Below are 18832 nucleotides of genomic sequence, written 5' to 3'. Positions count from 1 at the left end.
ACCCCCATCACAAACCTCAGTTAACATTTAATTACTTTTTTATTAATTAATGGTGTGACTTTTGTTAATTAGTTGTGCTACAAATGCAGTGATGCATCACAGAATGCAACATAAAATTAATGACATTAAAAACACCATCACTTAATAATCATCGTGTTAGCACGATACCCCCCCAATTAAGTGATGTCTAATAACAAGGAAGACGTTGTGAAGACAAAACTAGCCATCGCCATCTCGGCCGCATTAATCTCTAGTGCAGCATTTGCAGAAACTGCAAGTAAATACAACACCACTGACAGAGTTAATAATGAATATGCAGGCATAAAAGCCACTAAATCAGAAAAGCAATCAAACATTTCTGCTTGGATGATAAAATTAAATACTCAGTCAGTATCACAACAATCACGCTTATCAAAAGTCTCATCAGCACAAGCAGCTGCATCGGTTCAAGAGTCTCAAGCTCGAGTGTTAAGCTCAATTGAAAGTCTGGGCGCTGATATTGAAGTCGTAGGACAAACCTCAAACCTAGTTAACTCGATTTTAGTAAAAGCTGACAAAGCACAGTTAGTATCACTATTAAAAAACGCTGACGTTGCAGATATTCTACCTATTTACGACTACGATCTGCATGTAGCAGATAGTGCAGATTATATCGGTGCAACTGCGGTAATCGAAGCTGGAACTGCATCAGGTCAAGGTCAAACCGTTGCCGTATTAGATACCGGTGTAGATTACACTCACGCAGCATTAGGTGGTTCAGGCGATATTGCCGACTATGAAGCCGCTGTAGAAGCTGAAGGTGATATGCCAAACTGGCCACAAGGTAAAGTCGTTGGCGGTTATGACTTTATTAATAACGACCCTAACCCGATTGATGTTGATAATAACCATGGTACTCATGTAAGCCATTCAGTTGTAGGCATCGCGCCAGATGTTGAGTTGTATGTTTATTCTGTATGTGATTCAGGTTGCCCTGGTCTAGCACAACTTTACGCGTTAGAAGCCGCCATGGATCCTAATGGTGATGGTGATATCTCTGACCGCGTTGACACAGTTAATATGTCATTGGGTGGTGATTTCGGTGACTCTAAAGAAGGCGCAGTTCAAGAACTGATTGATGAAATGGTTGAGCTAGGTGTAAACCTCGTGATTTCAGCAGGTAACGATGGCGCGACACCATTTGTTGTTGGCGGACCAAGTACATCAGCGAATGCATTATCTGTTGGTGCAATGACTCACCCAACCGTGACCGCAGGAAAAATCACAGCAACGGCTGCTGGAGTTGAATTAGCCCCAATTAGCGCAGCATTTAATACCACTAATGAATTTTCATTTAGCAACACAACTGCTCCATTAGTACTCCCTACGGATAACTTAAATGGTTGTGACCCATTTGCAGATGACGTCGACTTTACTGGTAAAACGATAATCATTGACCGAGGTGGCTGTGGTTTTGTAGATAAAGTCTTTCACGCTCAAGAAAATGGTGCATCATTTGTCATTGTTGCCAATAACGTTGAGGGTGACGGTGCATTCACTATGGGTGGTACAAACTCAGACATCACCATCCCATCTGTAATGATATCTAAAGAAGAAGGAGATGCGCTTAAAGAAGCACTTGCTGAAGGAGATGTTGTATTCTCAATTATATCAGAAGAAGTCACTACAGCGGGGGCAATGGCAAGCTTCACCTCACGTGCACCATCAATTGCTGGAACACTAAAACCAGAAATCACAGCTCCAGGCACGTCGATTATGACTGCTCACCCAGGGCTCGGTGATGGCTTAACACCTATTAGCGGAACCTCATTTTCTAGCCCTATTACTGCTGGTGCAATGAGTATTATTAAAGAAGCATTACCAAATCGCAGTGCGCTTGAAATCAAAGCCACGATGATGAATGCTGCAAACTTAAATGTGACCGCAGAGCCAACCTCATTAAATGAGGATGCTGAGTTAGCACCGATTAGTTACATTGGTGCAGGTCTTGTTGACATTGAGAAATCAATCAACCTACCTGTAGCTGCATACGATAAAGATACCATGCAAGCTGCTTTAGCCTTTGGTCTTGTTTCATTAAGTGAAACAACATCAATGACTAAGACCATTTCTGTGAAAAACTTCTCAGCAGAAGCGAAAACGTACACATTAATGGCAGAGCAGCGCTTCCAAAATGATATCGATTCAGAAGCGGTGACTTTTGAGATGCCAGAAAGCATCCAAATTCCTGCTGGTCAAACGAAAACATTTGATGTAACGGTCACAATTGATCCTACTAATCTTCCTGAGTGGATCTTAGATTCATCATATGAGTTAGGCGGTACTGCTAGTGAGGCTTCTGATGCGTTAACATTATCAGAATATGATGGTGCAATTAAGTTTATGGATGGTGAAGAGCAAGCATTGCATGTTGTTTATCACATTCTACCAAAAGCCGCTGCTGCTGCATCGGTTTCAACTGAAGTCACCGAAGACGGTATTGTGAGAACATTCACTAACGTAGGTGCAACAGCAATTACCGCTCCATTTAGTGCCCCATTAACCGCAACGAGCCCTGTTGACATGTCTTTACGTCACGACTTACTCAATGCATCAAGTGAATTAGCGGGTAGCTCAACATGTGATGAAGGCATTGCAATTTGGAACACTTTCCAAATGCGTGATCCAATTGTACATGGTTTAGTGGCTAGCTATAACGTTGACTATGATATAGATAATGATGGTGTTTATGATTTCACAGCAAAAACCATCAACTTAGATTGGTTCAGCAGCGACACAGTAACATACCCACGAGCACTTTACGGCTTTGTTACTGATTATGGCACAGGTAGCGGAGTCTTCTCTCCAGCTTACCATGTTACCGGTAATGACTTCTTATCAATCAAAGCTTGTTTTGAAGATATTGGGCTAGCAGCTACGGATTTAGGCGCATCTATTGGAGTACGTTTCCGTGTAGAAGAAGCTGACTGGGCACCTGTATCAACAGGAACAGGAGATGAATCTGAAGCGACGTTATTGCTTGACGGTACAGATGTCACTGCAGGTTTAGTTGACGAAGATGGCGAACCTGTTACTGAACTACAACCAGGTGAAAGCGCAATACTTATTAGTCAAGTGGGTGGTAACTCATTAGGTTATATGTTGCTGTCTGATAATGGTGCTATGTCAGTTGTTGCAAACACAACAGATGAAGGTAACGAAGCCCCTTCAATTGAAGACCTAGTGCTATATGTAGACAAAGGCGCTGCTGCAGGCACTGAACTTGGTCAAGTTGTTGCTACAGACCCTGATATGCTAACAAGTCCAGTGTCAGAGTTTATTGTTATTAGCGCTAATTCAAGCATGATCATGATTGACGCTAAAGGTAAAGTCAGCTTAAGCGATACTGCTGTCATTGACCAAACTAGCGAAACGATGGAAGCACAAGTTGTTGCTATCGATACCATGGGTAACCGTTCTGAAATGGCAACGGTTTCTGTCATGATTAACAACACGACTCCAACTGTTGCGCCTACAGGCATGACAAGTACTGAAGGCTTTATTGTTACAGCACGAGCGAACGGTAGCGATGCTGACGGCGATACACTAACGTACAACTGGGTACAAACAAGTGATCCATCGGTTAGCTTTACCAATGGTGGTGAAAAAATTAACTTTACAGCACCATCAGGTAGTAGCTCAATTAAGTTCTCTGTAACGGCGTCTGACACGCGTTTAGAGAGTGAGCCAGGTACAGCAACGATTACTGTAACCGAAAAACAAGAGAAATCTTCTGGTGGTTCTATGGGGTGGTTAACTGCATTATTACTACCATTAGCTGCATTACGTCGTCGTAAGCACTAATTCTGAGTAATTAATAATTTGGTAACCCCAAATTAATCAAAAACCAGCTGCGCAAGTAGCTGGTTTTTTTATGCGTCAAATATGATCGATGATATAGGCTATAACGGCACACATGTGCTGTTAACACGACGCTCTCAAACTAAGCCACGTAACAAAAAATGCCATTGGCAATTGCTTTTGGTGAATTTAAAACAAAAAAACCGACTCTCAAGTCGGATTTAACGTTTTGGTACCAGTGGCCGGAGTCGAAGCGGCACGCTTTTAAGGGCGTGGCATCTTTTGTAATAAGCGGATCCCGTCACGGGTTCAACATCCATTCAGCTCTTAGCTCTTAAAACAAAAAACCGACTCTCAAGTCGGTTTTAACGTTTTGGCACCAGTGGCCGGACTCGAACCGGCACGCTTTTAAGGGCGTGGCATCTTTTGTAATAAGCGGATCCCGTTACGGGTTCAACATCCTTTCAGCTCTTAGCTCTTAGCTTTTAACTAATAGTTTTTTAGCTTATAAAACAAAAAATCAGCACATAGGCTGATTTAAAGTTTTGATACCAGTGGCCGGACTCGAACCGGCACGCTTTTAAGGGCGTGGCATCTTTTGTAATAAGCGGATCCCGTCACGGGTTCAATATCCATTCAGCTCTTAGCTTATAAAACAAAAAATCAGCACATAGGCTGATTTAAAGTTTTGGTACCAGTGGCCGGACTCGAACCGGCACGCTTTTAAGGGCGCGGGATTTTGAATATATAGCGTGTAAAACCACTGTTAATTATCAGTTAGTTACGATATAAATATCTTACTTTGCAAATTCTTTGCAAAACCAATTCAGAATCATACTATGACCAAACAGGTTGAAAGACACGATATCTCAGACGAACTATACGTCTACCTACAAGACAATAGCAAGCGTTGGTATGCCCGTATCAAAGTCGCTGGTAAGTGGCACTCTAAAGCGACTAAGCAAAAAGAAAAAGAGAAAGCCATCGCCATGGCTTATCGACTTCAAATAGAATACCAATTCATGGCTGATAATGATCAGTTGGTAAGCTCTAAACGTTTTAGGGATGTGGCTGAAAAAGCCATCAATGCCATGCAAGTTTTAATTAATAAAAGTAAGGCCAAAGATAAGGATCCATTAGTAGATAAATATACCGCCTACATTCAACTTTTAAGAAAGTACCATATTCCTTTTTTCGACCGTATTTACATTACCTCGATTGATAGCGACAAGTTAAGCGAATTTGATATATGGCGCGAAGAACTTCTTGGCCGAGCCCCTGCAAAATCAACGTTACTTAACCATAATGCTGCCTTCCAACAGGTTTTTAAAGAGGCAGTTCAATGCAAATGGATGCTGGTGTCTCAAGTACCTCAATGATGTGGTCAAGTAAATCTGTACACGCTTAGGGGAGTTATTATCATGCCGCCATTTCAGCTGCCGTTGGGGTCATATAATTATTGTAACTATGCCCGCGTTTTGTATTGTAATGTTTCAATATGTAGTTCAGCACATCATGTTTTGCTTCATCAAAATGTTGATATCCATTCTTGGGCATCCATTCCGTTTTATAGCTCCTAAAAAAACGCTCCATTACGGCATTATCCCAGCAATTACCTCGACGGCTCATGCTCTGATTGATTTGGTATTTCCAGAGCATTTGTCGATACTGAAGACTGCTGTAGTGACAACCTTGGTCTGAATGAAATAATAGACCTTTAGGCCATCCACGGCTTTCAAACGCCATTCTTAAAGCTGCACAGGTCAAATCTGTATTCGGGCTATCAGAACAAGCCCAGCCAACTATTTTTCTCGCATATAAATCCATGACTACCGCTAAATATAACCATTTTGTTCCAGACCAAATGTAGGTGACATCGCCACACCAAACCTTGTTTTTAGCGTTAACATTAAATTGTCTTTTTAGCAGGTTAGGAGCTATTTTTGACTCGCCTTTAGCTATTTTGTATCGATGTTTTCTGAGCTGAGTGCTCACCAAGCCTGCATGCTTCATTAAGCTTGCTGCTTTATAGCGACCGATATTTTCGCCTTGCTGATTTAATTGACCTGCAATTGTTCTAGCTCCCGCAGAGCCTCGACTATCACTGTGTATCTCAACAGCTTGCTGGCATAATCGCTGATAATCAGGGTTAACTATACCGCGCTGTTTTAGGTGATAGTGATAGCTACTTCGTGGCACTTCAAACAACTGACATAGTTGTTTAACAATACTTTGCTCTCTTGATAGTGACTCAATTAACGCTATCGTTTGATGTTGTCTTGCATTAAGAGAGCGGTAGCCTTTTTTAGGATATCTTTCTCCCATTCAATCTTTTTAATTTGAGCCTCAAGCTCTTGAATTCTCTTTTGTTCGGGCGTCAGGGCTTTTGTTGATGGTGTAATACCACTAAATTCTTCTTTTAGTTGTGCAACCCAACGTCTTATAGCTGTTGAGCCTACGCCTGTTGCTTCACAAGCTTCTCGAACGCTATAGCCTTGTTTAATCACAAGATTAGCCGCATCAATTTTGAACTCTGTTGAGTAAGTAGGTTGAGTTGTCATCATTTTTACACCAATTTATCTTAAGGGGAGTTTACCCCATATCGGTGTACAGATTCATTAAGCCATAACACAACTTTCCACAAAAGGTGCTAGTGCGCAGCGAAGAGCACATTTTACTCCTGAAGAGTATGAAAAGGTTTTTGATGCCGTCATACATTTAGAGGAAAACAGTGTAAGGGAGAAAACCCGCCAAATTCGCGAACTACTGCTCGATTATATGGAATTTGCCGTTTATACAGGTATTAGACCAGGAACTGAAATGGAAGGTCTCACTTGGGGTGATATACATATTGATACTAATGCTCATAACATTATTTTTTATATCACCGTAAGAAAAGGGAAAACAATCAAGCATACGGGTACAAGAGAAGTTGTTTGTCGCGATGAAATCTTTTCAAGTATTCAAACATTGAGAGAGCGATTTCCTAATAGGAAGCCTACTGACAAATTATTTTGTTTGCTTGATGGCAACCAAACTAATGCACTTACCAAAAACTTTGATAGAGCATTAATCAAAGCAGATTTAAAGGAGTCTCCTCATGGCGTTAGAACGCTTTACTCACTCCGCCATACTTATATTACTTGGCAACTACTGGCTGGAGTAAGCATAGAGGTATTGGCTAAACAATGTGGAACGAGCATTGCCATGATTGAACAGCATTACAGTCATGTAACGCCCAAGATGTACAGTAAAGAACTATCAGGTATTGACTTAGGAAAAGCCAAACAAAGAGTAAAAGATAAAAAGACTTCTGGCAGTAAGCAAAATGAAGCGAGGCTTTCTGAATTGTTTAAAGAATGGCAAGCCAGCTACAAGCAGCGTGGTTGTATTTAGATTCATCAGGATACTTCTGGTGTTTGTATCTCAATGATAAGATGTGTAATAAATTCAGGAGTTAAAAATGGCACTATACAAAAGCGAGTTTGGTGAAAACTTTAACTTGGGCTTTAACATTGAAGACTTTCCGTGGCTAACTGATAAGAGCTGGCACAACGACATGTGCCCGAGCTTCTACTTTAAAATGGGTATTCAACATTTAGTACTATGGGTGGACTTCGAGGCTCCTGATGACCGAGAGGAATCAGAAGAGCGTTACCTTGTCATGACAGCTATAAACGAAGGCACCGATAATGAACCAGAAATCTTCACCAGTGAAGATAGTGAAGTAGTGTTTACAACAGAAAGCCCCTCTGAGCTAACTACGTATCTAAAAAAACTAGCCTCTGCATACTAACATATAAGGTAAAACCATGAGTAACTCACCAAGTATTACCATACCTTTTGAAGAAGAATACCAAGGCTTTGAAATCTATGTTGAAGAAAACCCAGACCATTATAACGAAGGCTATAGCTGGTCTGTAAGCAAGAATGATGAATGTATCGATGAAGGTATAGAGTTTGATATCAAGATGGCAATTGATGCAGCTCGCGATACTATTGCAAACTTAAATAGTAAAACAAAGTAAGCAGTTCAATAATCTAACAATAAAAATGAAGAAAAAATATATTAGAAGTTTGATATGGTATTAAAAAATTGACAACCAATAAAAACTCCATATAATCAGTTTTCTTGTTGAGGTCGCTTAGCTCAGCTGGGAGAGCACCTCCCTTACAAGGAGGGGGTCACTGGTTCGAGCCCAGTAGCGACCACCATGTTTTACATACTTTATAAATTGATATTCCCAGGTCGCTTAGCTCAGCTGGGAGAGCACCTCCCTTACAAGGAGGGGGTCACTGGTTCGAGCCCAGTAGCGACCACCATATCAATTTAATCTATCTGCGTTATATCCCAGGTCGCTTAGCTCAGCTGGGAGAGCACCTCCCTTACAAGGAGGGGGTCACTGGTTCGAGCCCAGTAGCGACCACCATATCTAAACTACCATTTAAAATCCTAAACGATTTATATATTCCAATAAATTATTTATTAACATTATTAAAATTTAATCATTTTAAATTCAAAGCTATGATAAGTTTACTTTCATTGTTTACTAAACTCTTTTTCGAGATCTAATTTTTGACGGACTTTTACGTCATCCCAAGTTTCGTGAGGAAGACGTGCTGTAACTCGCTCTGTGTATTTTTTTACAGCACGCTGAAAAACTTGTTTTTGATCAACTTTCTCTTCTAATTCTAAATGCTCAATCAAACAAACAATATTCCAAAGTAGATCAGCCAGCTCATCCTCCAGATAACATTGTCTCCCGAGTTGAAGTTCCGTTTTTACTTCAACAATTTCTTCAGCAAGTGCATCAAGATATGTTTGGCTACCTTGAAACCACGTCCCAATTAAGTCAATTTGCGCTTTTTCTTGGGCAACTATTTGTAACTGCTCAAGCAAAAGGCCTGCTTTAGTTTTTTCCATATGCTTTCGTAAAATTAGTGTCAAATGCATTTGATGAGGTTACCGCGTTAGAATTTAATTGTGTACCAAATTCCTCATTTATAATCTCTGCGATCAAATGAGGTAATTCACGATAAAGCTCATCAATCGCATCGCTCTGACCTGTAAGGAGTGCGTAGAAGGAACGTCCATCTATTTTACGAATGTCGTGTCTTTCAGGCAGTCGGGATCTAGTTTGATTATCTGAAGGAGTAAATACATCATTATAAACAGCACAATTTGCTGGAAGAATCTCAACATAATAAGCTGTATAACCCGGATATTGTATTAAAGCTGTAGCTAAATCTCTGTAGATAGAGACTTTATGGTTGCCTTTAGTTGTATTATGTTTGTTTTTAACCTCAGCAACTATTCTCTTTTCATGACAAATTATATCAATCAAATTACCGACAGGGGGATTTGTGACTCCTTCGATTGAGCCCATAACCTCTTCATGTAAGGAACCAATTGCATTCTGTTTCGTCTTCTGGATCTGACGTTCTCGTTCCTGCAATAGCCAATCATCTAAACTGATGCCTTGTACAACGGAATCGATCGCAGCAGAAAAGCAATCAAGTGTATTACGATAAAGATCTGGCGTTGTTGTTTGCGCTTCGTACACGCGACGAACACTACTTCTAATTGCATGTTTTAAATTGTCCCGATTAAATGCTCTCATTTTTTTAACCTCTTATTATAAAAGGCTATTATGGAACAGAAGATTAAAAATTAGTACTTGAAAAAAAAACGTTAAAATAGTGACTCTCTGAACATTAATACTGTATATTTAACCAGTATCAGTACAACTAAATGGAAGCGTCGTATGTTTGATGTCCAAAATAAAACAGAAATAAAATACAGTATTGCAGTCTTAGCGGACATTCTTTCCCAATCTAAGGCTACAATTGCAGCTCGCATCAAACGCGGCGAACTAACTCCCTGCCCTGATTCAGGGAAAATTCCATTAGAACAAGTCTCAATGAATACAGAAATTCAAAAAATGATTCTAACTAAATGGGATGAAGAGCATGCAGTAAAACCAATCCGTAGTTATAGGTTAGTTGAATTGTTTGCTGGCGGTGGTGGTTTAGCTATTGGAATGGAGCAAGCAGGATTAGAAAGCGTTCTTCTGAACGAAATGGATAAACACGCTTGTAACACACTTCGTCACAATCGGCCTGATTGGAATGTAATTGAGGGTGATATATCGAAAGTAGATTTCACTCAGGCAAAAGAGGTTGATATTCTAACTGGCGGATTTCCTTGCCAAGCTTTTTCGTACGCTGGAAAAAGCTTAGGTTTTGAGGATACGCGCGGCACTCTATTCTTTGAAATGGCACGAGCCATCAAAGAAACACAACCAAAAGTCTTCATGGCAGAAAATGTTAAAGCACTCTTTACCCATGATGAAGGCCGAACCTTAGAAACTATCAAGAATGTTATAGATGAGCTTGGCTATGAACTAGTTGAACCTAGAGTACTTAAGGCTATTTTCTATAAAGTGCCACAAAAGCGCGAACGTCTTATCTTAGTTGCAATTCGAAAAGATTTGGCTCAAAAAGTAAAATTTCATTGGCCATCACCTTACAAAAGAGTGATGACATTGCGTGATGCTTTTTATGCTGGAGAGCTCTACCCAACTGATGTTCAAGAGTCTCCAGGGCAAGAATATCCGCTACGTAAAAAAGAAATCATGTCTGAAGTTCCTCAGGGTGGGTACTGGCGTGATCTATCGGATGATTTACAAAGAGAGTATATGCAGGGAAGTTACTTCCTAGGTGGAGGTAAAACAGGCATGGCTCGTCGATTATCGCTAGATGAACCAAGCCTAACTCTGACAACATCTCCGGCGCAAAAACAAACTGAACGTTGTCATCCAATAGAAACGAGACCCTTACAAGTAAGAGAATATGCTCGCATTCAGACGTTTCCAGACAATTGGGAGTTTCAAGGCTCGAAGAACGCAGCATATAAGCAGATTGGTAATGCTGTTCCTGTAAATCTGGCAAGAGCACTAGGGCATTCACTTGTCCAACTTCTTAATGATATTGAAGAACGAGATGAAATTAAACCCGAAACCATTGACTTAAAGTAAAATAATTCAATCTTTAAATTTAATTATGGTCTTTAAAGTTCTACTAACTTCATACTGCTGTAGTTTAGCGTGTTTAGGTAACATTTTGCTTTTCTGATTTAATTATAAGTTGATTTACTCAATAATTTTGACTTTACCTTTAGTTCGATAAACAAGCTAAAGGTAAAGCCAGAAACAGTTAAGGGCAAATACTATCCTAATTTAGGGGTAAATACGGAGTCAAATTTAGCGCCAAAATTCTCCTCACCTAATTCTTTGAAACACTCAAAAATAAGTTCGATAGTTTTTTCTTGACCAAGTAAAAAATCCCAAAATTCATTCCCAACAACGGCCTCAATAGAAGGTAATAATGGAATAGATTTCCCTCCTTCTTTAGCCCAAAAATTTTTACCTTTATGGGGATTAAAAGGGAATGCTAATCTACACTCAATTTTCAAAGCGTTATTAACAAGTAACCTGTATGCATACCAATTCATAAAGTTGGAAGAGAACTTGGATTCGCTTCCAGCATTAATTTGTGTTGTTTTAATATCATAAATATATTCAACACCCGCCTTTTCAAGCCAAATATCAATACCCTCACCTTTTGGTATTTTCTTATACTCAGTGGGCTTTATGTTGTTTGCAATAATAAATTCACGCATTTCTTCAAGTTGCTCTTGATGAGTAATTAAAGGATTGGCTTGTTTGGCAGCCCTCAGATTGTCAATGAAGTGTCTAAGCATTTCAGGAATAACTGGAACTTTTGAGTTAAATATTTTTTCATCCTTAACACTAAAGCCATTGTTATTAGCAAAGGCTTTTGCTAATGGCTCCCATACTCTTGTCCCTAAAGATGTTTCAAGTCCACCTATTAAAGAGCGAATCCTTCTCTCTTTAGGAAAAATCAAATCTAGTACATGCTCAACTTTTACATCTTTCCTAGAAAAAAAGCATTTATTGAACCTTCCACAGTACTTTTAATTAATTCCTTCATATTCCCTTATTAACCAATTGATTTAAATAACTTTCAAAGGACTAGTAAACCGCAGTAAATTGTTCTGGTCAACTACAACCGGACATTTATCTAAAAGAGATTTAAAATTCTATCGTGACTAGTGTAGTGGCCTGCAAAAATGAGCCAGCATGATAGAATCTATTCTAATTAGCTTGCACATCTCTGATTCTAAAATTACTGCACTTTAATAACTGTTAACGTGCACTTTTCACGTGTTTTAGCGCTTAATCAGAGCATTCTGCGCGTAATTGTGCAGATTCAAAGTAAAACTGAACTTATGCACACAAAACTGCATAAACAGTCATATTTTGCTGCATTTGAAACTGTCATAGCTTGATAAAGATGAAAGTGAAGATTCGACTTCGTATCACGACAGCTTTCTCATAATCGAATAACTGACCTGGTCAACTGAATTCGGACAACCTAGTTAAGTTCCTTAAGCTACATCCTTCAAATGCTTATCCATACGTTCAAACTCATTGGGACTTTGATAATTGAGGTAAGAATGCATTCGTTGGCTGTTGTACCACATTGTGATGTAATTCAAGACATCTTGTTGAGCTGCATAGCGCGTTCGATAATTGCGCCAATGAACTCGTTCTTGCTTCAAGCTACCGAAAAAGCTTTCTACTACTGCATTATCCCAGCAACAGCCTTTTTTGCTCATACTGCCGACAAACTTATGTAGCCTCAGTATCCGTCTGTATTGGTGGCTCGCATATTGAACGCCTTGATCTGAGTGTATGATCAATCCGGCTTTTGGCTTTCGTTGCCATATTGCCATTGTTAGGGCATCACAAACCAACTGTGCTTTCATTCTGCTGCCCATACTCCAACCAACAACTTTACGCGAATAGAGATCGATTACGACCGCTAAATACAGCCATCCTTCAGAAGTCCATATGTACGTAATATCTTGCACCCACGCTTGATTAGCGCGCTGAACGTCGAAATCCTGCTTAAGTTCATTATCATATATAGGCTTCTTGTGGTCGCTGTTGGTTGTTGTCTTGTACTTCTTTTTATAGCGCACCCAAACGTTTGCTTCTTTCATCAACTGCGCTGTTTTCTTACGCCCAACAGGGTAATCAAGTGAATTCAAAGCCTTTCGAATACGTCTTTGTCCATAGGTGTTATCGCTAAACTCGGCGATATTCTTCACCCACTGCAACATCTCTTGATGCTCTGTATCAACAGGGCCTGAGACTTCCGCTTTTGATAACTGTAGTAATTATTGTTTTTCACACCCAACACGTGACACATTAATATCACTGGCCAGATCTTCTTATTTTGGGCAATAAACGCGTATTTTATTTCGTTTCTTTGGCAAAGAAGACCGTCGCTTTTTTTAGTATTTCACGCTCCATTTCTAAACGCTTAACTTGTGCTTTTAGCTTGCGGATCTCTTCCTGCTCAGACGTTAACTTGCCGTTACCTCTAAAAGCATGGCCATCATAATTTTCTGCTTCTTTTATCCATCGGCCAAGAAGCTGAGGTGTTACTTCTAAATTTCTAGCAGCCTCAGCAATACTGTAATTTTGCTCTCTAACTAATGCGATAGCATCAAGTTTGAATTCTTTTGAATAGGTTTTACGTGTTTTCATTTTAATCTCCAGTTAAATCAATTATGTCTTAACTGGGTTAGTCGTATCAATTAAACCACGTCAAACAGTGCTCTAACACATTAGTGGACAATTGTGAGTTACGACCACCGACTTGTTTCTAGGTTTCAGATAACGTCTCGTATATCAAAACGCCAAATGCGGATCAGTCCTCGGTGCAAATCAGGGAGTGAAGTGGATTATCTTTAGGTGCAATTTCACTCTTTTACTACAGCTAAAACCAAACGCCCGTTACCAAGAGTCTGCCCGTTAAAAGTATATTTTGTAAAATCCCTAGGCAATTTGACCACCTCTCATCATTATTCCTTAGCTCTTGCCTTAAACTATGGTGAAACAAAAACTTTCAACTCAATATCATTATTATGCGCAGTCGCTAGCCAACTATTTAATAATTGAAAAGCCTGTAAGGTTTCGCCATTTGCCTCTGAACCTAACTTTAATTGTTGCTCAAAATGGGCAGTCGAAAAGCTATTGGCAGCAACAATCCAAATTTCCTTTTTTACTGCTGTTGAGCGTCTTCTCATTGCAACGGTATCCCACAGCTCATTAAGTTTTTCTAATCTTTCCTGTTCATTTTGAGCTACAAAAGTAGCACCTTGGAACATTCTAATTCTTTCAGCGATATTTTGTGCTGCTTCTGGAGCTGGCCAAGCTGTATGAAGCCTATTCCAATTTGTTGGTTTCAGTTCGGCATTTCCACTAATTAGCATTTCAATATTTTTTATGGCTTGAGATCCAACTTCAGCAAGAGCACCTGCCGATGAATGGGGGGTTATTGCACTGCCACATTTAACGTGAATAAAAGCCAATTTATTTTTTGACGAAACGATGAAGTCAGCAGGCTCAGTACCCATATCCGTGTTAATCAGCAAATCAGCGTCAGGTATATAGGGAGCAAATGGCCTAGTTGGTTTTTTGTTGGGTCATCTAATCCATTAGCTTTTAATTTATCTACTAAATAAAAAACAGAATTCGGACTAAAGCCACCATTTACTATTTGATAAAAGCCATCTTGATGCTTTGTCTTTTTTTGCCATCCTTTTTCATCTAATCCCCTACCAATAAGAGGTTCAAGCCCAACCACAACATTGGCAAGGTTGGAGTTAACTAATTCAAAACTATCCGCCACAGGAAGCGTTAATTGATAAAACTTACCCTTTGAATAACTGATCCCATTCGCTAAGAGAGCTTTATGTAAGTGCTTATTAAGAAAGTCAGTTATGTCTTGGTATTCTTCACCTTCAAGTGAATATAGTATTTCCGCTTCTGATACAATTTCTAGATAAGGTTCTTCTTGCTTAAAATTGACTAAGACTCTACTTTTAACCATGTTATCAATAAGCAAAGCACCGTTGTCATAAATCAAATATAAAAAAGAGTTGTCAAGAGTATATCGCTCTCCATCTATCAAAATACTTATCGGAGACTCTAGTCCTGTTAAATCAAAAATCAAAGTGTGAGCTTCAACATTTTCATCAACAGATATTGGCTTTGCATATGAATGTACTAGGGCGTTTTTTATATTAATGTTTGCAGATATGGCTTTATCAATACCTGTAAGCCAATCATTCAAATCGCCCAAAGTAAACGATGACTCTTTTTGATCTGAGATTCGCCCAGAATCTGCGCCAATATAATAACTACCCTTCTTTTTATTATCATCCTTTCTATTATATTGATCATAGGTATCACAACGCATTGTGGCCAATCGATATGATGCATTGGCTTGCATGTCAGCCATTTCCTCTAAACCTTTTCCTTTTACGGCGATGCTTTCAGGACGTTTTCTAGCAGAACTAATCGATTTACTACTTGCTTCTCTCGTTGAGGCTGATTCACCTAATGACATTACCTTAAGCAGTTTATCGAGAGACACAGCAGAGCCGAGTTTTAAATCTTTCTCACCATTAAATCTGCGACCTCGGCTATCATAAATTGCAACAACGTTGTTCGAGAGCTGTTTATACAATGTTATTTCAAATGAAGGCTCAAAGAAAAACTGGTCTGTTAAAAACCGTGACTTATTGAATGCGATTGAGATAACACCATGAATACCAGATTCTGTAGAAAAGACTTTCGCGAGTTCACCAGCATTATTGCAGCGCCAGTATAGATGGTCTGATAAAAGCTGAATGCTGAACCCCTGCGACTGATTTAAAAAACAAATTGATGCCGTAGGGATATTAAGAGAGCGCTCAGGTTTAAACGTATTAAAGTCAAACTTACTAACAAAGCGGTTGCCGTAATAACTAACATCAGGAAATGCTTCTAAGTAACGCTCAATCAACTTATTACTGTCTAATGATGCTATGAATCTTTTAACTGAATCAGCACTATCTAGTGAACGATCAAATTTTCTGTAGTTTTGCCACATTTGGCTATTTGCATCGTTTTCAATCTCCAAAATCTTAGGCTCAATATCACCGTACAGACGAACTACTCTTCCGATGGTTTGAACTAGTTCCCGACCACTATTAACTGCATAGGCTAAAACCAATAACTTCGCTTCTGGAATATCGACCCCTTCATCTAGTTTCCGCTGGTGAATAATGACTTGGTAATCAGAACCCTTAAGGTTCGCTGGCACGGAAACTTTTACATTATCTCGTTCATCTTTAGTAAATTGTTCATGTATTGCTAATACTGAAAAGTCATCGTTTAGCAAGTCGTAATAGCTTTTAATATCTTCGAATTTTTCACATTTGATAATGCACTTTGTGCCATCATTAGCCTCTAAGAAGTCTGTGATTTTCCCGCTTAATTCTGCTAAAGTAATTGACTCAAAAGTTGGTTCTTTTAAAACACCATCAGCAAGTGCTCTTTCAAAGGTATAAATATAACTAGCGTCTTCGGTAACGTCGAATTGATACAAGTCATTCCTGTACGGAGTCGCAGTTATAACGACTTTATGAGCATCAATACCGCGTACCAACGTGCTCCATACGGGAGAAGGTTCAGCGTGCCCCTCATCAATAATAATAAGATCAATATCTTGCTTTAACCGCTCAAGCTGAGCACTATCGAAAGTTTGTAGTTTCTGGAAGGTGGAAACATAAACGCCATTTTTAGAGGTATCATTTACATCACTATAAACAACCTTGCGCTTGATAACCTCACCTTCAACACGATCACTAAAAAACTTCCCATCTATTTCTTTAAAGAGTTGATCACACACAGCACGTCGATGACATAAAACCAGCACCCGCTTTTGGGTTGCTTTGTGAGAGACGATACTAATTACACCTGATTTACCTGCACCCGTTGGCAAGCTAATAAGGCAAGAGTTTGCGTTGTCATTTAACGGCTTTTTTAAGTAACTTAACGCCGTTTGAATACTTTCTTGCTGGCAGTGTCTCAGACTTTGCCACAAATCTTCATTAACGATGAAACCACTTACATTCATTTAAACGTCCCTGTTATTCTTTATTTGAGGTAAGAACTATAGTTCGCCAGCAAAAGCTTACCAAAAAAACCTACTTTACAGTTAACACTTAACTCTAGGGAATCCCCAGATAATTCCTCTTACAATCAATATGTAGACATGCATAGTGCTGTTTGATCTAATCAATTTCGCCAGGAACAAACTAGAACAACACCATACGCAACATTGCCATACTGCATCAATCTATGGGTTCGCAATTCCCGACTATTCACAAATAACTTCTTATGTCTCTGATGGTTGTAACTAAGTCATTACTCGATGGCTATCAACTCTCTTTAACGCAACTAGGCCGTAACATTTCAGGCAATCTGGCTGCTATAAGCTCTGCATCAAGCGCCACTGATTTTTGCCCACTTTAGCATTACTAAAACTAAGTATGTTGTCTGGCATCTCAAACTCGTTTTGGGGCAAAACCTTGTCAGCACTTAATACTGGGTACACTTAGCCATTTGGTTGTATATTGCGGCGTTAGCAAATCACGACGCATTGACCAATTATGATCTATGCCTTGCGCTGCTAGAAACATCGTATCACTTCCATAACGTTGGTTAATGTCATCTAGCGTATGCATCAAAGCTGGATTAGCTTTAGGAGGGTTAAACAAATCGAATTGGTTATGCTTTTCGCTGGCTAAGTCGATAAGCCCTGACCTGGTCAACTGAATTCGGACAACCTAGTTAAGTTCCTTAAGCTACATCCTTCAAATGCTTATCCATACGTTCAAACTCATTGGGACTTTGATAATTGAGGTAAGAATGCATTCGTTGGCTGTTGTACCACATTGTGATGTAATTCAAGACATCTTGTTGAGCTGCATAGCGCGTTCGATAATTGCGCCAATGAACTCGTTCTTGCTTCAAGCTACCGAAAAAGCTTTCTACTACTGCATTATCCCAGCAACAGCCTTTTTTGCTCATACTGCCGACAAACTTATGTAGCCTCAGTATCCGTCTGTATTGGTGGCTCGCATATTGAACGCCTTGATCTGAGTGTATGATCAATCCGGCTTTTGGCTTTCGTTGCCATATTGCCATTGTTAGGGCATCACAAACCAACTGTGCTTTCATTCTGCTGCCCATACTCCAACCAACAACTTTACGCGAATAGAGATCGATTACGACCGCTAAATACAGCCATCCTTCAGAAGTCCATATGTACGTAATATCTTGCACCCACGCTTGATTAGCGCGCTGAACGTCGAAATCCTGCTTAAGTTCATTATCATATATAGGCTTCTTGTGGTCGCTGTTGGTTGTTGTCTTGTACTTCTTTTTATAGCGCACCCAAACGTTTGCTTCTTTCATCAACTGCGCTGTTTTCTTACGCCCAACAGGGTAATCAAGTGAATTCAAAGCCTTTCGAATACGTCTTTGTCCATAGGTGTTATCGCTAAACTCGGCGATATTCTTCACCCACTGCAACATCTCTTGATGCTCTGTATCAACAGGCCTGAGACTTCCGCTTTTGATAACTGTAGTAATTATTGTTTTTCACACCCAACACGTGACACATTAATATCACTGGCCAGATCTTCTTATTTTGGGCAATAAACGCGTATTTTATTTCGTTTCTTTGGCAAAGAAGACCGTCGCTTTTTTTAGTATTTCACGCTCCATTTCTAAACGCTTAACTTGTGCTTTTAGCTTGCGGATCTCTTCCTGCTCAGACGTTAACTTGCCGTTACCTCTAAAAGCATGGCCATCATAATTTTCTGCTTCTTTTATCCATCGGCCAAGAAGCTGAGGTGTTACTTCTAAATTTCTAGCAGCCTCAGCAATACTGTAATTTTGCTCTCTAACTAATGCGATAGCATCAAGTTTGAATTCTTTTGAATAGGTTTTACGTGTTTTCATTTTAATCTCCAGTTAAATCAATTATGTCTTAACTGGGTTAG

The 18832-nt window shown here is 39.6% G+C and carries 12 protein-coding genes, 3 tRNA genes and 4 pseudogenes; 10 read left to right on the top strand and 9 right to left on the bottom strand.

Features of this window, described 5'->3' with window-relative positions:
• Positions 1–207 precede the first annotated feature (207 nt).
• Both N4T56_RS00535 and N4T56_RS00530 read left to right on the top strand, forming a co-directional pair.
• Complete coding sequence (locus N4T56_RS00535) at positions 208–3843, top strand: S8 family serine peptidase (protein WP_261731854.1); 3636 nt, start codon at positions 208–210, stop codon at positions 3841–3843.
• A gap of 836 nt (positions 3844–4679) precedes the next feature.
• Positions 4680–5219, top strand: a complete 540-nt coding sequence (locus N4T56_RS00530) for a phage integrase SAM-like domain-containing protein (protein ID WP_261731853.1) — start codon at positions 4680–4682, stop codon at positions 5217–5219.
• 40 nt (positions 5220–5259) lie between these two features.
• On the opposite strand, the gene N4T56_RS00525 is transcribed toward N4T56_RS00530, so the two are convergent.
• Positions 5260–6404, bottom strand: a protein-coding gene (locus tag N4T56_RS00525; RefSeq protein ID WP_261731852.1) for an IS3 family transposase whose coding sequence is annotated in 2 segments (ribosomal slippage) — positions 5260–6149 and positions 6149–6404 — 1146 coding nt in all. Because the reading frame shifts where the segments join, the coding sequence is not laid out codon by codon here.
• Positions 6405–6465: 61 nt separating this feature from the next.
• Between N4T56_RS00525 and N4T56_RS00520 the strand changes: the two genes are divergently transcribed.
• The 6 genes from N4T56_RS00520 (at position 6466) to N4T56_RS00495 (ending at position 8270) form a co-directional block, all read left to right on the top strand.
• Positions 6466–7236 carry a tyrosine-type recombinase/integrase gene (locus N4T56_RS00520; RefSeq protein WP_261734724.1) on the top strand — a complete coding sequence of 257 codons (771 nt, stop codon included), beginning with the start codon at positions 6466–6468 and terminating at the stop codon, positions 7234–7236.
• A gap of 67 nt (positions 7237–7303) precedes the next feature.
• Positions 7304–7636, top strand: a complete 333-nt coding sequence (locus tag N4T56_RS00515; RefSeq protein WP_261731851.1) for a hypothetical protein — start codon at positions 7304–7306, stop codon at positions 7634–7636.
• Between the two features lie 16 nt (positions 7637–7652).
• Positions 7653–7868: a hypothetical protein gene (locus N4T56_RS00510; RefSeq protein ID WP_261731850.1), complete on the top strand. Its 216-nt coding sequence runs from the start codon at positions 7653–7655 to the stop codon at positions 7866–7868.
• Positions 7869–7979: 111 nt separating this feature from the next.
• Positions 7980–8055 (top strand) — tRNA-Val (locus N4T56_RS00505).
• A 32-nt stretch (positions 8056–8087) separates the two neighbouring features.
• Positions 8088–8163 (top strand) — tRNA-Val (locus tag N4T56_RS00500).
• A 31-nt stretch (positions 8164–8194) separates the two neighbouring features.
• Positions 8195–8270: transfer RNA gene (locus N4T56_RS00495), tRNA-Val, on the top strand.
• Positions 8271–8380: 110 nt separating this feature from the next.
• Here N4T56_RS00495 and N4T56_RS00490 read toward each other — a convergent pair.
• On the bottom strand, positions 8381–8764 hold the full coding sequence (locus N4T56_RS00490) for a MazG nucleotide pyrophosphohydrolase domain-containing protein (RefSeq protein ID WP_261731849.1): 384 nt from the start codon (positions 8762–8764) through the stop codon (positions 8381–8383).
• On the bottom strand, positions 8751–9461 hold the full coding sequence (locus tag N4T56_RS00485) for an Eco47II family restriction endonuclease (protein WP_261731848.1): 711 nt from the start codon (positions 9459–9461) through the stop codon (positions 8751–8753). Before N4T56_RS00485 ends, N4T56_RS00490 begins: the two co-directional genes overlap by 14 nt.
• Before the next feature lie 144 nt (positions 9462–9605).
• Here N4T56_RS00485 and N4T56_RS00480 point away from each other — a divergent pair, with 144 nt between their 5' ends.
• Positions 9606–10877, top strand: a complete 1272-nt coding sequence (locus N4T56_RS00480; protein ID WP_261731847.1) for a DNA cytosine methyltransferase — start codon at positions 9606–9608, stop codon at positions 10875–10877.
• Between the two features lie 191 nt (positions 10878–11068).
• On the opposite strand, the gene N4T56_RS00475 is transcribed toward N4T56_RS00480, so the two are convergent.
• The 4 genes and pseudogenes from N4T56_RS00475 to N4T56_RS00460 form a co-directional block, all read right to left on the bottom strand.
• Positions 11069–11767 (bottom strand): TdeIII family type II restriction endonuclease, encoded by a 699-nt coding sequence (locus tag N4T56_RS00475; protein WP_261731846.1) that lies wholly within the window; start codon positions 11765–11767, stop codon positions 11069–11071.
• A gap of 543 nt (positions 11768–12310) precedes the next feature.
• A pseudogene (locus N4T56_RS00470) lies at positions 12311–13478 on the bottom strand (IS3 family transposase).
• 341 nt (positions 13479–13819) lie between these two features.
• The gene (locus N4T56_RS00465) at positions 13820–14350 is read right to left on the bottom strand and encodes a hypothetical protein (RefSeq protein ID WP_261731845.1); all 531 of its coding nucleotides are present in this window, start codon (positions 14348–14350) and stop codon (positions 13820–13822) included.
• A gap of 11 nt (positions 14351–14361) precedes the next feature.
• A complete protein-coding gene (locus N4T56_RS00460; protein ID WP_261731844.1) occupies positions 14362–16899 on the bottom strand; it encodes a DEAD/DEAH box helicase in 2538 nt (845 codons plus the stop codon).
• Between the two features lie 194 nt (positions 16900–17093).
• On the opposite strand from N4T56_RS00460, the pseudogene N4T56_RS00455 reads away from it, so the two are divergent.
• Positions 17094–17252: pseudogene (locus tag N4T56_RS00455) on the top strand (IS4 family transposase); the annotation flags it as partial.
• Positions 17253–17356: 104 nt separating this feature from the next.
• Here the strand turns inward: N4T56_RS00455 and N4T56_RS00450 are convergent.
• Both N4T56_RS00450 and N4T56_RS00445 read right to left on the bottom strand, forming a co-directional pair.
• Positions 17357–17584, bottom strand: a pseudogene (locus tag N4T56_RS00450) (DUF4113 domain-containing protein); the annotation flags it as partial.
• A 40-nt stretch (positions 17585–17624) separates the two neighbouring features.
• A pseudogene (locus tag N4T56_RS00445) lies at positions 17625–18791 on the bottom strand (IS3 family transposase).
• Positions 18792–18832: the final 41 nt, after the last annotated feature.

Source organism: Shewanella phaeophyticola, from assembly GCF_025398315.1.
In the GTDB taxonomy this organism is placed as follows: domain Bacteria; phylum Pseudomonadota; class Gammaproteobacteria; order Enterobacterales; family Shewanellaceae; genus Shewanella; species Shewanella phaeophyticola.
Note: the sequence above shows the minus strand (reverse complement) of the source record. Positions and strands in the feature narration are given on the sequence as shown.

Excerpts from the sequence above, each read along its gene's own strand:
- N4T56_RS00460 (WP_261731844.1), bottom strand. The coding sequence starts at position 16,899 with ATGAATGTAAGTGGTTTCATCGTTAATGAAGATTTGTGGCAAAGTCTG.
- N4T56_RS00485 (WP_261731848.1), bottom strand. The coding sequence starts at position 9,461 with ATGAGAGCATTTAATCGGGACAATTTAAAACATGCAATTAGAAGTAGT.
- N4T56_RS00510 (WP_261731850.1), top strand. The coding sequence starts at position 7,653 with ATGAGTAACTCACCAAGTATTACCATACCTTTTGAAGAAGAATACCAA.
- N4T56_RS00480 (WP_261731847.1), top strand. The coding sequence starts at position 9,606 with ATGTTTGATGTCCAAAATAAAACAGAAATAAAATACAGTATTGCAGTC.
- N4T56_RS00490 (WP_261731849.1), bottom strand. The coding sequence starts at position 8,764 with ATGGAAAAAACTAAAGCAGGCCTTTTGCTTGAGCAGTTACAAATAGTT.
- N4T56_RS00465 (WP_261731845.1), bottom strand. The coding sequence starts at position 14,350 with ATGGGTACTGAGCCTGCTGACTTCATCGTTTCGTCAAAAAATAAATTG.
- N4T56_RS00530 (WP_261731853.1), top strand. The coding sequence starts at position 4,680 with ATGACCAAACAGGTTGAAAGACACGATATCTCAGACGAACTATACGTC.
- N4T56_RS00515 (WP_261731851.1), top strand. The coding sequence starts at position 7,304 with ATGGCACTATACAAAAGCGAGTTTGGTGAAAACTTTAACTTGGGCTTT.